The sequence below is a fragment of the Lysobacter sp. 05T417 genome (assembly GCF_056396405.1).
In genome coordinates this window covers 111,098-125,854 of the sequence record NZ_JBFTLK010000005.1, presented here as the reverse complement: position 1 = coordinate 125,854, position 14,757 = coordinate 111,098, and the positions used below count along the sequence as shown (strand labels likewise).

At 67.5% G+C, this 14,757-nt stretch carries 15 protein-coding genes; 12 read left to right on the top strand and 3 right to left on the bottom strand.

Going from position 1 to position 14,757, the window contains the following annotated elements; translation table 11 throughout:
• The first annotated feature begins 50 nt into the window (after nt 1–50).
• Nucleotides 51–821, top strand: a complete 771-nt coding sequence (gene xth / locus AC1DER_RS10185; RefSeq protein WP_441815495.1) for an exodeoxyribonuclease III — start codon at nt 51–53, stop codon at nt 819–821.
• 70 nt (nt 822–891) lie between these two features.
• Here the strand turns inward: xth and AC1DER_RS10180 are convergent, their stop codons facing one another.
• Together AC1DER_RS10180 and AC1DER_RS10175 are read right to left on the bottom strand one after the other, a co-directional pair.
• Nucleotides 892–1,161 carry a GlsB/YeaQ/YmgE family stress response membrane protein gene (locus AC1DER_RS10180; RefSeq protein WP_441815496.1) on the bottom strand — a complete coding sequence of 90 codons (270 nt, stop codon included), beginning with the start codon at nt 1,159–1,161 and terminating at the stop codon, nt 892–894.
• Between the two features lie 165 nt (nt 1,162–1,326).
• Entirely contained in the window at nt 1,327–2,658 is a 1,332-nt protein-coding gene (locus AC1DER_RS10175) for an AMP-binding protein (protein ID WP_477246751.1), read from the bottom strand.
• 107 nt (nt 2,659–2,765) lie between these two features.
• On the opposite strand from AC1DER_RS10175, the gene AC1DER_RS10170 reads away from it, so the two are divergent.
• The 11 genes from AC1DER_RS10170 (at nt 2,766) to rpmG (ending at nt 11,536) form a co-directional block, all read left to right on the top strand.
• Complete coding sequence (locus tag AC1DER_RS10170) at nt 2,766–3,362, top strand: 4'-phosphopantetheinyl transferase family protein (protein WP_477246721.1); 597 nt, start codon at nt 2,766–2,768, stop codon at nt 3,360–3,362.
• A 55-nt stretch (nt 3,363–3,417) separates the two neighbouring features.
• Entirely contained in the window at nt 3,418–4,152 is a 735-nt protein-coding gene (gene rsmG, locus AC1DER_RS10165) for a 16S rRNA (guanine(527)-N(7))-methyltransferase RsmG (RefSeq protein ID WP_477246723.1), read from the top strand.
• A gap of 197 nt (nt 4,153–4,349) precedes the next feature.
• Nucleotides 4,350–5,171 (top strand): ParA family protein, encoded by an 822-nt coding sequence (locus tag AC1DER_RS10160; protein WP_441815499.1) that lies wholly within the window; start codon nt 4,350–4,352, stop codon nt 5,169–5,171.
• Nucleotides 5,168–6,073, top strand: a complete 906-nt coding sequence (locus tag AC1DER_RS10155; protein ID WP_441815500.1) for a ParB/RepB/Spo0J family partition protein — start codon at nt 5,168–5,170, stop codon at nt 6,071–6,073. Before AC1DER_RS10160 ends, AC1DER_RS10155 begins: the two co-directional genes overlap by 4 nt.
• Before the next feature lie 16 nt (nt 6,074–6,089).
• Entirely contained in the window at nt 6,090–6,515 is a 426-nt protein-coding gene (locus AC1DER_RS10150; protein ID WP_441815501.1) for a hypothetical protein, read from the top strand.
• Nucleotides 6,516–6,705: 190 nt separating this feature from the next.
• A complete protein-coding gene (locus tag AC1DER_RS10145; protein WP_441815502.1) occupies nt 6,706–7,686 on the top strand; it encodes an NAD-dependent epimerase/dehydratase family protein in 981 nt (326 codons plus the stop codon).
• A gap of 6 nt (nt 7,687–7,692) precedes the next feature.
• Nucleotides 7,693–8,427, top strand: a complete 735-nt coding sequence (locus tag AC1DER_RS10140) for a glycosyltransferase family 2 protein (protein WP_477246727.1) — start codon at nt 7,693–7,695, stop codon at nt 8,425–8,427.
• A gap of 49 nt (nt 8,428–8,476) precedes the next feature.
• On the top strand, nt 8,477–8,803 hold the full coding sequence (locus AC1DER_RS10135; RefSeq protein ID WP_441815504.1) for a lipid-A-disaccharide synthase N-terminal domain-containing protein: 327 nt from the start codon (nt 8,477–8,479) through the stop codon (nt 8,801–8,803).
• 76 nt (nt 8,804–8,879) lie between these two features.
• Nucleotides 8,880–10,667: a DUF885 domain-containing protein gene (locus AC1DER_RS10130; RefSeq protein WP_477246753.1), complete on the top strand. Its 1,788-nt coding sequence runs from the start codon at nt 8,880–8,882 to the stop codon at nt 10,665–10,667.
• Between the two features lie 454 nt (nt 10,668–11,121).
• A complete protein-coding gene (gene rpmB, locus AC1DER_RS10125; RefSeq protein ID WP_158731856.1) occupies nt 11,122–11,358 on the top strand; it encodes a 50S ribosomal protein L28 in 237 nt (78 codons plus the stop codon).
• A gap of 13 nt (nt 11,359–11,371) precedes the next feature.
• Nucleotides 11,372–11,536, top strand: coding sequence for a 50S ribosomal protein L33 (gene rpmG, locus AC1DER_RS10120; RefSeq protein WP_200607758.1), 165 nt, complete (start codon nt 11,372–11,374; stop codon nt 11,534–11,536).
• A gap of 212 nt (nt 11,537–11,748) precedes the next feature.
• Here the strand turns inward: rpmG and AC1DER_RS10115 are convergent, their stop codons facing one another.
• A complete protein-coding gene (locus AC1DER_RS10115) occupies nt 11,749–14,736 on the bottom strand; it encodes a TonB-dependent receptor domain-containing protein (protein ID WP_477246730.1) in 2,988 nt (995 codons plus the stop codon).
• Nucleotides 14,737–14,757 lie beyond the last annotated feature (21 nt).

Genomic DNA, 14,757 nt, shown 5'->3' with positions numbered 1-14,757 from the left:
GGTGGTGGGCGTGGAGGTCCAGGCGCCGAGTATGCGGCTAAACTTCGCCCATGAAGATCGCCAGCTGGAACGTCAACTCCCTCAACGTCCGCCTGCCGCACCTGCAACAGTGGCTGGGGGCGTCCAATCCCGACATCGTCGCGCTGCAGGAAACCAAGCTCGAGGACGAGCGCTTTCCCGATGACGACCTGCTCGCCGCCGGCTACCGCAGCGTTTTTGCCGGGCAGAAGACCTATAACGGCGTGGCCGTGCTTTCGCGCGAATCGGCCCGGGATGTGCAGATCGGCATCCCCGGTTTCGAGGACGAACAAAAGCGCGTGCTGGCGGCGACCGTCGGCGACCTGCGCATCGTCAACCTGTACGTGGTCAACGGCCAGGACGTCGGCACCGACAAGTACGCCTACAAGCTGCGCTGGCTCGAAGCGGTGCACGACTGGCTGGCGACGGAACTGGTGACGCACCCGCGCATGATCGTGCTGGGCGATTTCAACATCGCCCCGGACGAGCGCGACGTCCACGACGCCACGGTCTGGAACGACAGCCATATCCTCACCTCACGCGCCGAGCGCGATGCGCTGCTCAGGCTCAATGCGCTCGGCCTGCACGATGCCTGGCGCGCGCTCAATCCGGACGAGCGCCAGTTCAGCTGGTGGGATTACCGCCAGGGCGGCTTCCGTCGCAACCTCGGCCTGCGCATCGACCTGACCCTGGTCTCCGACGCACTGCGCCCGCACTGCGTCGCCTCGGGCATCGACCGCGAAACGCGAACCTGGGACCGCCCCAGCGATCACGCGCCGGCGTGGGTGCAACTGGGCGGCTGAATCATCACCCCGGAACAAACAAAAGGCCCGGCAATGCCGGGCCTTTTTCGTCCAGGCCGCAGTCGCGGCGTCAGCGCACGCGTCCGCGCCGGAACAGATTGACGATGGCGAGCAGGACGATGGCGCCAACCAGCGACATCAACAGGCCGCTGACGCTGAAATTGCCGTCGTTGATATCGCCGCCAAGGCCGAACATGCCGCCCAGCCAGCCGCCGATGAAGGCGCCGATGATCCCGACGATGATGTTGAGGAACAGGCCCTGCTGCGCGTCGGTCTTCATGATCAGGCTGGCCACCCAGCCGATGATGCCGCCGACAATCAGCCAAACGAGGATGCCCATCATGCTCGTGTCTCCTTGATCCGCGCGAATGGTCATGAGGCCATGCGTCCCCGGGGTGGGGCGAAGCGAGTCTGTACGGGCAGATGTGACGGCGACGTCAGAAAATTCGGCGAAACCGCGCCTTGCAGCGCCGGGAGCGGCCGTCGCGCAATTTCCCCGCGATGCCTAGTCGTGCAGCAACGCGTTCAGCGCATCGCGTGGCAGCTTGCCCGTTTCGTTGCGCGGAAGCGCGGCCACGCGGCGCAGCGGCCGCGGCAGGAACACCGGATCGAGCTGCTGGCGCAGCGCCGACACAATCGCGGCCTCGTCCAGCCCCGGCGCAACCACAAGCGCGGCGATGCGACGCACCCCCATCGCATCGGCGGAGTCGAGCTGGAAGACGACACCGTCCACGACCCCGGGCACGGCCAGCAGCTTGCGCGTGAGGTCGCCGAGCGAGGCGCGCTTGCCGGCGATCTCGAGCATGTCGGCGTTGCGACCGCGCAGTTCGAAGCGGCCGTCGATCGGGTCGACTTCGACCAGGTCGGCCAGCACCACCGGTTCGGCCAGGTGCGCCGCGTGCACGGCAGTGCCATCGGGTTGCGGCGCCAGGCGCACGCCCGGAAGCGGCGTCCAGGCCGTCTCGCGTGCGGTGCGGCGGCGCGCGATCACGCAGGTTTCGGTCGAGCCGAACACTTCGCGCACCTCGCAGCCGAAACTTTCTTCGGCGGCGCGCGCCAGTTCGGCCGGCAACGGCGCGGTGGCCGAAACGATCCCGGCCAGCGCCGGCAGCGCGATGCCTTCGGCGACCAGCGCGCGCAGGTGCACGGGCGTGGTCACCAGCAACGGTGGCGTCGGTGCGTCGTGCAGCGCGCGCGCGACATCGGCCGGGAACAACGGACGCGAAGAATGCACCGCGACGGTACCCAGCAACGGCAGCAGCACCGACATCTCCATGCCGTACATGTGCTGCGGCGGCACGGTGGCGACGGCATGCGTCACCCCGGCTGCGTTCAGCAGCCCGTCGAGAGCGGCAAGGTTCTGCGCGGTGCTGGTACGGAAACTGGCCCAGGTTTTCGCATAGGGCCGCGGCTGGCCGGTGCTGCCGGACGTGAAGCCGATCGCCACCACCGCGTTCGTGTCGATCTGCAACGGCGCGCCGTCGAGTTCGGGCAGCGGCTGCGGCAGGTGGAAGCAATCCGGCGGCGCCAACGCAAGCGCGTCGTCACCGATGCAATGACTGTCGGGATACTGTTCGCGCACCTGGTCGATCACCGCCGGCGCGCGCGACGGCGGCAGCAAGGTGGTCTGCCCGCGCACAGCGGCGGCGCAGAACGCGACCAGGAAGCGGTAGCGGTCCTCGCACAGGTTGATCGCGTGGCGCCCGGGCGGGAGCATCGCCGCCACTGCGCGCACCTGGCGGCAGAAAGTGTCCAGGTCGACCGCACCGGCGCCGTCGAACGCGATGGCACGAACAGCCTCACCGTGCGTCAGCGGCACGAGCGGCAGGTTGGCGATGCTGGCGTCGACGACAGCGGACATGACGTGTTTTTCCTGCGGCTGGCGCCGCCTTTCCCCTGCATTAGCTTACGCTGGAGGCCGCCTGCGAACCCAAACGCAAGTTCATGTCCCTGTCTGCCCCCCCAATCACGCCCGCCGGGGCCGTGCGCTGGGCCTGGCGGCCGCACCTCCCGCGGCAGCCGGCCGAACCGCTGGCGCGCGACTGGCTGGCCGCGCAACTCGGCATCGTCGCCGCCGAGCTGCCACTGGCGCGCGACCTGCGCGGGCGACCGCGCCTGGCCGGGGTGCTGGCCGGCTGGGACTGCAACTGGAGCCACAGCGGCGACGGCCTGCTGATCGCCCTGGGCGAGGGCGTCCAGCTCGGCATCGACCTGGAGCGTTTGCGCCCGCGCGCCCGCGCCCTGGAGCTGGCGCGGCGCTACTTCACCGCGGCCGAGGTCGCCTGGCTCCACGCCGCCCCGTCGGCGGCAGTACGCGACCACGCCTTCCTGCGCCTGTGGTGCGCCAAGGAGGCGGTGCTGAAGGCGCATGGCCATGGCATCTCGTTTGGTCTGGAGCGTCTGCGCTTCGAGGACGGCGACGACGGCTTGCGGCTGGCGGAATGCGATCCGGCACTGGGTTCGCCCCAGGACTGGCGCCTGCAGGAGCTGCAGCCGGCGCAGGACTACCTGGGCGCGCTGGCCTGGCGTCCGACCCGGTAGCGTCGCGGCGCTGCCGTGGCCGCCGCGGGCATGCATCGGCGATAATGCGCGCCGGATGAATACCCCCACCCCCTTCGACGGCGCGCCCTCCAACAGCTCGCCCCTCGACAGCTCGCCCCTCGACGGCTCGCCCCTCAACGGCTCGCTCTTCGACAGCCGGCTGCGCAAGACGCTCGACGACGGCCTGCGCGCACTCGCGCTGGACCCGGCGCTGTCGGCACCGCTGCTCGACTACCTGGCGCTGCTGCTGCGCTGGAACAAGACCTACAACCTCACCGCAGTGCGCGATCCGCACGAGATGGTGAGCAAGCACCTGCTCGATTCGCTGGCGATGCACCCGTTCGTCGATGACATGGCGGCACGCGGCGGCAGCCTGGCCGACCTGGGCACCGGCGCCGGCCTGCCCGGCATCCCGCTGGCGATCGTCAAACCCGGTCTGCGCGTGACCCTGGTCGAGAGCGCCGGCAAAAAAGCGCGCTTCATGCGCGAGGCGATCCGCCAGCTCGGCCTGCGCGACGTCCGCGTCGCCGAATCGCGCATCGAGGCGCTGGCCGAACCGGGCCAGTACGACGCGATCACCGCGCGCGCACTGGCGACGTTGCCGCTGATCGTCGAACTCGGTGGCCACCTGCTCAAGCCCGACGGCCAACTGCTGGCAATGAAGGGCGTGTATCCGCACGACGAGATCGCCGCGCTGCCGGCGGGATGGGCGATGCAGGCTGTGCACCCGCTCACGGTTCCGGGCCTGGCGGCCGAGCGCCACCTGGTCGTGGTCGGCCGCGTCGCCTAGCGGCGTTCGACGCCAGTCGCCAGCAGCCCGGCGACTGGAGGCAGCGCAAGTGCTTGATCCGGCGTCGCCGTCCGTCGCCGTGGGCAACGATATCGCCCAGACAGCAACGCAGGGACGCGCAAGGGTCACCATCCGGGCATAATCCACGGTCCGGCCCCACGCCGGTCCACTTCCGCACTCAGCCCAGGACGAGCCGCATGGCCCGCATCATCGCCGTCGCCAACCAGAAAGGCGGGGTCGGCAAGACCACCACCGCTGTCAACCTGGCCGCTGCGCTCGCGCGCACGCCCAAGCGGGTGCTGTTGGTGGACCTGGATCCGCAGGGCAATGCGACGATGGGCAGCGGCGTCAACAAGCGCGAGCTGGAAAACTCGATCTGCGAAGTGCTGCTCGGCGAGACGCAAGTGCGCAGCGCGATCGTGCGCACCGCCGAGGATTTCGACCTGCTGCCGGGCAACATCGACCTGACCGCGGTCGAAGTGCAGCTGATGGCCGAACCCGGCCGCGAGCAGCGCCTGCGCCTGGCCCTGCAGGAACTGCGCCCGGACTACGATTTCATCCTGATCGATTGCCCGCCGGCGCTGTCGCTGCTGACGCTCAACGCGCTGACTGCCGCCGACTCGATCATCGTCCCGATGCAATGCGAGTACTACGCGCTGGAAGGCCTGAGCGCGCTGGTCGATACCATCGATGCGCTCAAGGCCAACCTCAATCCCAAGCTCGAGATCGAAGGCGTGCTGCGCACCATGTTCGACGTGCGCAACAACCTCGCCAATGCCGTCTCGGCCGAGCTGACCAATCATTTTGGCGACCGCGTGTTCCGCACCATCGTGCCGCGCAACGTGCGCCTGGCCGAGGCGCCCAGCCACGGCCAGAGCATCGTCGGTTACGACCGCGCCAGCCGCGGTGGCATCGCCTACATGGGCCTGGCCGGCGAAGTGCTGCGCCGCCAGCGCGAACGCGACCAGGCCGCCAAGGCCGCCGCACGCCCGCCTGAAGCGAAGGAGACCACGGCATGAGCGTAGCCAAGAAGCGCGGTCTCGGCCGCGGCCTGGAAGCCCTGCTCGGACCCAAGGCAGCCGCCGAGGCGCCGGTGCTGGAAGCAGTGGAAGGCGACGTTCTGCGCAGTCTTCCGGTCGATGCACTGACGCCGGGCAAGTACCAGCCGCGCAAGCACTGGGACCAGGACAAGCTCGCCGAGCTGGCCGAGTCGATCAAGGCGCAGGGCGTGATCCAGCCCATTGTCGTGCGCGACATCGGCGGCAAGCGCTACGAGATCATCGCCGGCGAACGCCGCTGGCGCGCCACGCAGCTGGCCGGGCTGAACGAGATCCCGGTGGTGATCCGCGAAGTCGACGACCGCACCGTGGTCGCGATGGCGCTGATCGAGAACATCCAGCGCGAAGACCTCAACCCGCTGGAAGAAGCCACGGCGCTGCAGCGCCTGATCGACGAATTCGATCTGACCCACGCCCAGGCCGCCGAAGCGGTCGGCCGTTCGCGCGCGTCGGTGTCGAACATGCTGCGCCTGCTCGAGCTGCCCACCGAGATCCGGGTGCTGCTTGAGACCCATGCGCTGGAGATGGGCCACGCCCGCGCCCTGCTGGCGCTGACGCCGCAGGCCGCGATCGCGCTGGCGCGCCAGGCCGCCGAGCACGGCTGGTCGGTGCGCGAAGTCGAGCACCGCGTGCAGCAGCTGTCCGCCGGCGTGATCCCGACCTCGGGCAGCAAGCCCAAGGCGGCCAAGGTCAAGCCGCAGGCCGACATCGCCACGCTCGAGCGCGAACTGTCGGAATCGCTCAACACCAAGGTCAGCGTGATGCACGGCCGCGCCGGCAAGGGCCGGCTGGTGATCCATTACAACGACCTCGATTCGCTCGAGGGCGTGCTGGAAAAGCTGCGCGGTACCGTCACAGAGTAAGGCCAGGATGGCCACCATGAACCCGTATCGCTACCTCGTCTGTCTGCGTGCCACCCATCCCAGCGCCGACCTGGCGCCGCTGTTCGACCAGCTGGGGCTGACGCCCAAGCGCGCCTGGCGCGCCGGCCAGGCCAAGTCGCCCGGCAACGGCCAGGGCGTCTATCGCGACAGTTACGGCTACGTCGAACTCACCCCTGACGGTCAGCCGCGCGAGTGGTGCCGCGAGCAGATCGAGGATTTCCTCGGCGCGATCCAGCTGCGGCTGTCGATGCACCGCGACACCCTGCACGCGTTCGCTGCCCAGGGCGGCCGCTGCGGGCTGTTTGTCGGCCTGTTCGGCGAGGAAGCGTTCGGCTTCGAACTGCGCCCGGAACTCAGCGCCGGCCTGGCCGAACTCAAGCTCACGCTCGGTTTCGACATCCATCCCGACAACGACGCCTGAGGGCGTCGACTGGCCGGCCCTGACCCGCCCGCGCGGCCGATTCACCGCCGGTTGTTACCCGAATCGGGCATCATTGGCGCCGGCCAGGCAGGCCGCCGACCCGCGCCAGGCGCGACCGGCGCCGGCAGACGGCCCACCCGTTGCTTCCAGGAGCAGTGGAATTGGCTCAAGTCACCCCCGGACCCCACCCATGACGATCCTCGTTACCGGCGCTGCCGGCTTCATCGGCGCGTACACCTGCCGCGCCCTGCGCGCGCGCGGCGAGGACGTCGTCGGCCTGGACAACTACAACGACTACTACGACCCGCAGATCAAGCGCGACCGGGTCGCCGCGCTGTGCCCGCAGGTCGACATCCGCACGCTCGACCTGGGCGACCGCGATGGCCTGGCGGCCCTGTTCGACGAAGTGCAGCCCACGCAGGTGGTCCACCTGGCCGCGCAGGCCGGCGTGCGCTATTCGCTGACCCATCCGCACGCCTACGTCGACAGCAACCTGGCCGGCTTCGTCAACCTGCTCGAACTGTGCCGCCATCGCGGCGTGCAGCACCTGGTCTACGCCAGCTCCTCCTCGGTATACGGCGACTCGGCGACGCCGCCGTTCTCCGAAGACCAGCGCATCGACCAGCCGCGCTCGCTGTACGCGGCGACCAAGGCCGCCAACGAGCTGATGGCGCATACCTACGCGCACCTGTACGACCTGCGTTCGACCGGCCTGCGCTTTTTCACCGTGTATGGCCCCTGGGGCCGTCCGGACATGGCGCCGCTGCTGTTCTCGCGCGCGGTCCTGGCCGGGCGGCCGATCGACGTGTTCAACCACGGCAAGATGCGTCGCGACTTCACCTTCGTCGACGACATCGTCAACGGCGTGCTCGGCGCACTCGATCATCCGCCGTCCACCGACCTGGCGCCTCCGGCCGCGCCGCATCGCGTGTTCAACCTCGGCAACCACACGCCGGTGGAGCTGGAACGCTTCATCGAAGTCATCGAATCCGCCGCCGGCACCCGGGCCACCAAGGTCTACAAGCCGATGCAGCCCGGCGACATGGTCGAGACCATGGCCGACACCGCGCGCGCACACGCCGCCTTCGGCTTCGAACCGGCGACGCCGATCGAGATCGGCCTGCCGCAGGTCGTCGACTGGTGCCGCACCTATTTCGGCGACAAGGCCTGACGCCCCATGAACAACACCCCGCAACTCTCGGTCGTCGTGCCGGTATTCAACGAGCGCGACAACGTCGCCCCGCTGGTGCATGAAATCACCGCCGCGCTGCGCGGCAAGGCCGACTTCGAGATCGTCTACGTCGACGACCACTCGCGCGACGACACCCTGCAGGTGCTGCAGGCGCTCAAGGCCGAGGTGCCGGAGCTGCGCGTGATCCAGCACGTCACCCAGAGCGGGCAGAGCACCGCGGTGCGCAACGGCGTCAAGGCCGCGCGCGGCGAGTGGATCGCCACCCTCGACGGCGACGGCCAGAACGACCCGGCCGACATCCCCAGGCTGCTCGAAAAGCGCGACGCCACCGCCACCGGCGAAGGCATCAAGCTGTTCGCCGGCTGGCGCGTCAACCGCCAGGACAGCGGCAGCAAGCGCTGGGCGTCGCGCTGGGCCAACGCGATCCGCTCGCGCATGCTGCGCGACGACACGCCCGACACCGGTTGCGGCATCAAGCTGTTCGAGCGCGCCGCCTTCCTGGAACTGCCCTACTTCGACCACATGCACCGCTACCTTCCGGCGCTGATGCAGCGCGCGGGCTGGAAGACGGTGAGCGTGCCGGTGAACCATCGCCCGCGCTCGGCCGGCGTGTCGAAATACAACAACCTCAATCGCGCGCTGGTCGGCATCAGCGACCTGCGCGGCGTGGCCTGGCTGATCAAGCGCGGCAAGGTCACCGCGGTGCGCGAGCTGAGCTGACCTTCACTTCAGGCATCACGAGCGGACGGCGCCGATGGCATACGACTTCATGAACCACTCCATCACCTGGCTGGAGTGGACCGGCCTGCACATGTCGCCGTGGAAGATCATCGGCCTGACCGGCGCGCTGATGTTCGGTGGTCGCTGGCTCGTGCAGTTCGTCGCGTCGCGCAAGCACGGCAAGCCGGTGATCCCGCGGCTGTTCTGGTACATGAGCCTGGTCGGCAGCGTGATGACGCTGAGCTACTTCGTGTTCTCGCAGAAGCAGGACTCGGTGGGCGTGATCCAGAACCTGTTCCCGGCCTTCACCGCCGCCTACAGCCTGTACCTGGATATCAAGCACCGCGGCTGGCACCGCGACCGCGCCAGCCACTGAGCGCGCCCGGTCCAATGGTCGAACCAGCCAGATCAGCCAACGCTTGACCCGCCGGGAATGCGAAGATCGGCGCTTCGTGCCATTACCGGTCCATCCTGTGAAACCACTGCTCGCGGCCCTGCTGTCCGGCCACCTCGCCCTCGCCTCCCTGGCCGCGCATGCCGGCCGCGCCGACACCCGCTTTGAAGCCATCTACAGCCAGGAATGGAAGTGGCGCCAGGAACAGACCGGCGCCGCCGACGAGGACAGCGACGGCTCTTCCGACCAGCACAAGCTGCCTTCGGTCGACGCCGCCAGCCAGGCCGCCCGCCTGAAGGTGTGGGACGACGTGCTCAAGCGCCTGGATGCCATCGACACGGCCAGGCTGAGCCCGCAGAACCGCATCAACTTTGCCGTCTACAAGGCCCAGGTCGAGAACCTCGCCGCCGACGTGCGCCTGCATGGTTACGAGATGCCGTTCAACTCGGACTCTTCGTTCTGGTCGAACCTGGGCTTCATGACCCGGCGCCCGATGCGCACTGCGCAGGACTACCGCGCCTACATCGACCGCCTGAGCGACGTTCCTCGCTACTTCGACCAGCAGATCGACAACATGCGCGCCGGCCTGGCCCGTGGCTTCAGCGTGCCGCGCGCGGTGCTGGACGGGCGCGATGTCTCGATTGCGGCCGTGGCCGACGTGAAGGACCCGCAGCAGTCGAACTTCTATGAACCCTTCAAGCGCATGCCCGCATCGATTCCGCCCGACGAGCAGGCGCGCCTGCGCGCCGACGGCGCGGCGGCGATCCGCGACCGCATGGTCCCGGCCTACGCCAGGCTGCTGACCTTCTTCCGCGAGGAATACGTGCCCAGGGCGCGCACCACGCTGGGCGCGTCGCAGATGCCCGATGGCGAGGCCTATTACCGCCAGCAGATCCGCGAGTACACGACCCTGGACCTGGATCCGGACCAGATCCACCAGATCGGGCTGGCGGAAGTCGCCCGCATCCAGGCGGAGATGGAGGCGATCATCAAGCAGGTCGGGTTCAAGGGCCCGCCTCAAGAGAACACGTTCGCGGCGTTCCTGCACTTCCTGCGCACCGACAAGCAGTTCTACGCCACCACGCCGCAGGCCCTGCTCGATCGCGCCGCCTGGATTTCCAAGCGCGTCGACGGCGAGGTCGGCAAGTTCATCGGCACCCTCCCGCGCGGCCGCTTCACCATCGTGCCGGTGCCGCCCGACATTGCCCCGTTCTGGACCAGCGGCCGCGGTGGCGCCGGCACCTATTGGCTCAACACCTACGATCTGCCCTCGCGCCCGCTCTACAACCTGCCGGCGCTGACCCTGCACGAATCGTCGCCGGGCCACGCCCTGCAGGGCTCGCTGGCCAAGGAGCAGGGCGACCTGCCGGCCTTCCGCCGCGAGACCTACATCTCCGCCTATGGCGAGGGCTGGGGCCTTTACAGCGAGAAGCTCGGCAAGGAAATGGGCATCTACGAGACCCCCTACGAGGACTTCGGGCGCCTGACCTACGAGATGTGGCGCGCCTGCCGCCTGGTCATCGACACCGGCGTGCACGCGAAGGGCTGGACCCGCGACCAGGCCCTGGCCTATCTGCGCGACCGCACCGCCCTGAGCGAGCACGAAGTCACCACCGAGGTCGACCGCTACATCTCCTGGCCGGGCCAGGCGTTGAGCTACAAGCTCGGCGAGATCACGATCCTGCGCCTGCGCGCCGAGGCCGAGAAGGCGCTGGGCAACCGCTTCGACATCAAAGCCTTCCACGACGCCCTGCTCAGCCAGGGCTCCGTGCCGCTGCCGGTGCTGGAAGAACAGGTCCGCGCGTTCATCGCCAAATCGGCGGAGAAGACGGCAAAAGCGGGCTGATCTGACCTGCTGCCGACCTGCGGTCATCCCCGCGTAGGCGGGGATCCCCAAAAGATCCGTCATCCCCGCGTAGGCGGGGATCCAGGGACGCTGCTCGTGCCGTTGCGCGGCAGGGCAACGGCAAGGTGGGTCCAGGCGTTCGCCGGGATGACGGTGGGCCGAGGGCCGGAGCTTCCGAGGGCCTGGGTCCGGCATCCGCCGGGATGACGCGCGGACGCTCCAGCTTGTGGATAACTACTTGCCCGCCCCGCTTTTCACGGGCATAATGCGCGGCTCGCTGCGTCCGGCTGGCCTTTAGGGGCTTGACCGGGCGGACCCCGGAAGCGCGATTCCGGCCCGCCTCGTGCGGCGAGAATTCCTTACCCGTATCGCGCGCCGCCCACACCCCGGTGTGACAGCGGAGGGGCCGCCGCCTCCCTGGCCAAGGGAAGCACCATTACCTTTCGAGGTGCGTATGGCCCGTGTATGCCAAGTAACCGGTAAGCGAACGACGACTGGCAACAACGTCTCGCATGCCATGAACAAGACCCGCCGCCGCTTTCTCCCGAATCTCCATGAGCGCCGCTTCTGGGTCGCTTCCGAGAACCGTTGGGTGAAGCTGCGTGTTTCCAGTGCCGCCCTGCGCACCATCGACAAGAATGGCATCGACGCCATTCTCGCCGACCTGCGCGCCCGCGGCGAAAAGATCTGAGGAGGATCGAACCATGGCTTCCAAGCGCGACAAGATCCGTCTCATCTCTTCTGCCGGCACCGGTCATTTCTATACGACCGACAAGAACAAGAAGAACACCCCGAACAAGATGGAGGTCAAGAAGTACGACCCCGTCGTTCGCAAGCACGTGAACTACAAGGAAGGCAAGATCAAGTGACCTTCTGACCCACGCGCTGAGCGCGTGGCTTTGTCAGAGGGTCATCCCCGCGAAAGCGGGGATCCACAGCGCCTTCAAGTTTCAGAGAGAACCCGCCGAAAGGCGGGTTTTTCTTTTGTGCGCCACACACGGAGTCGCCCGCGCAAACAACTACGGCCCCTCCCGGGGCCGTAGCGATGCGTCCGTGCACCGTGCATCCATGCACGGGTCGATCAGAACCTCTGCGCATAACGCATGTAGAAGAAGCGTCCCGGCACTTCGTACTGCGGGTCGAACGAGTTGGCGAACGCTTCCAGGGCAATCGGCGGGTTCTTGTCGAACAGGTTGTTCATGCCGAGCGTGACCGTCGAGTTCCACGGCGAATTCCAGAAGACGCTGGCATCGTGGTACGTAGTAGCGCCGATATGGTGTCGCGACGCCTTGCGCGAATCGATCCTGTCGCCGCCGGCGACCCCGTCCCACACGCCATTGCTGTTGGCATCGGTGGGAATGCCGACGTGGCGGTTGGTTTCGGTGCACAGGTAAGCGAAGCCGTCGGCCTCGTAACGCGGATTGCAAACCTCGTCCTGCGCCGAGTAGTAGCGGACATTCCAGGTCGCGCCGACGTCGCCCTTCTGCCAGCGAGTTCCCAGGTTCGAGCGAATGCGCCACTGGTTGTTGCTCTCGGTGTATTCGCCCACCAAGTTGCCGCCTTCGTCATGGTTCAGCGGCTGGCCGATTGCCGGTTGAAGCTGCACGTCTTCGCCATACCGACCGTCACCATCGAGATCGTCGACACGCTCGGCCAGGTAGGTGGTATCCCAGGTCAGGGTGAACTTGCCGAGCGAGGTCTCCGGCAGGCGGTAACCCAAGGTCAGGTCGTAGCCTTCGGCACGGGTGCCGCCGATGTTGGTCGTGGTGTCGACCAGCCGACCGATGGTGCCGCCTCGCTGGCGCGAGTACAGGTCACAGGTCGGGCCCACGCCGCCGGAGTTGATGCATTGCTGGATGATCGCTTCGGCGCCGATGGTGGTGATGGCGTTCTCGATCTTGATCTGCCACCAGTCCAGCGCGATGTCCAGGCCCTCGGCATAGCCGGGGCTATAAACGAAACCGAAGGTCGTCGATTCCGACGTTTCCGGCTTCAGTTGCGTATTGCCGCCGACAGTCGTGCGGATCTGGTCTCCATCCTGGACATAGCCTCCCTGCGGCACGCCCTGGGCGACACAGGTCTGTTTGGCGATCGAGCTCTGCACTGGGAAGCTGGTCGTGTTGCACGGGTCACTCAGGCTCGGGAAGGAGTCGCCGCGACCGGCGAAGAGCTCGTCGATCGACGGCGCACGGAAGCCCTGCGACCAGTTGCCGCGGACCAGCAGGTCATCAACGGGCTTCCAGCGGAAGCCGAACTTGCTGTTGAGGGTGTCGCCGAAGTTGCTGTAGTCCGAATAGCGCGTGGCCAGGGAGAAATCCAGCAACTTTGCGAACGGCACGTCGGCCAGCACCGGCACGGCCAGCTCGAGGTAGGCCTCGTCGAGGTCGTAGCTGCCGGACGTCGCCCGGCGTGCGTTTCCGGTGGTGTTGCCCGAATTGATCAGTGCGTCGGGCGAGTCATAACCGGCCTCCTCGCGATGCTCCACACCAAACGAGAAACCCAGCGCGCCGGCCGGCAGTTCGAACAGGTCGCCGCCGATGTTGGCGTAGTAGGTCTTCTGGGTGTACTTGTATTCGTCGTGTGCGGTGAAGCCCGAGAACGCGAGCATCTCCGGCGTGATTCCGCCGACTCCGCCCAGCAGGTTCAGCGGTACGCAGCCGTGGATCGGCTGGGTCGAGGTGCCGCACTGCGCGACGCCGTTCGCATCGCGGAACGACGGGCCGAGTGCCTGTCCCAGCGCGATCAGATTGAACAGGCCTTCTGTGGTGTTGTTGGCCTTGTTCTCGCCATAGAAGGTGCCGACCTGCCAGTCGAAGGCCTTCTCGCCCGCATGCAGTACACCGTCGAACGCCGCATCAATGGCGAACGTCCGCACGTCCTGCTTGAACACGCGCCCGCCGGTCTCGTTGATGCGACGGTTGATGCGCGAGACGTCGAAGCCGAACGGGTTGTAGACGCTGTCCCTGCTGATGAAGACGTGCTCGGCCAGGTCGGGAATGTTGGGGGTCGTGCCCAGCGTCACCGGCGAAGCGGCAAGCAGCTGCTCCGATTCGCGCTGGTTATAGGTGAAGGTGGTCTTGAAGCGGACGTCGTCGGTGATGTCGACCGAGGCGTTGCCGAACACCGAGCGGCGTTCCTGCGGGGTCAGCAGGTAGTTCTCGGGCGCGAAATTGTAGGCATCGACGCCGGGGACATACGGTCGCGGGGCGGAACCCTTGCCGTCATAGGTAAAGGTGCCCGGTCGCCCGGTGAAGCTGGTCTGGGGGCCCTTGCACGACCCGGCTGCCGGGTCGTACCCGCCCGGGCACAACGCGAAGCGTCCGTTCGGGCTGGTACCGCTGCCGTAGAAGTTGCCGGTGGTGTAGGTCGGCTCCTTCGAGATGTAGCGGTCGCCCGCGAGGACCGGGTCTTCCTTGACGTAACCGAAGCCGACCATCGCCGAGTAGCGCTCGCCGGCCGTGCCGATGATGAAGTCATAGGACTGCTTGGCGCCGTCGCCCTTGTCGAACTGGCCGAGGTAGGCGTTGGCTTCAGCGCCTTCGAAGTTCTGGCGCAGGATGACGTTGACCACGCCGGCAATGGCGTCGGAGCCGTAGATGGTGGAGGCGCCGTCCTTCAGGATCTCGATGCGCTCCACCGCCGCGGTGGGGATGGTGTTCAGGTCGACCGCGCCGCCCAGGCCGGTGCCACCAACCCAGCGCTTGCCATTGACCAGCACCAGCGTGCGTTGCGAACCCAGGTTGCGCAGGTCGACCTGGGTCTCGCCGTTGCCGCCGTTGTTGAAGGTGCTGTTGAGCGACGAGCCGCCTGCGGTCAGGTTTTGGATGACGTCGCCGATCGAGGTCAAGCCCTGGGCACTGATGTCCTCGCGACTCAGCGAGAAGATGGGCTGCGACGTCTCGATGTCGGCGCGCTTGATGCGTGAGCCGGTGACCTCGAGTCGATCCAGCGTCGTGGCGCCCTTTTCGGCCTTTTCCTGTGCGCCGGCGAGTGCCGGCGCCAGGGCGATCGCGATGCATGCCGGCAGCGTGCCGACGCGCACCGCAGTGCGCGTGTTGCGGTGATCCATGTGGTAACTCTCCGGAGAACT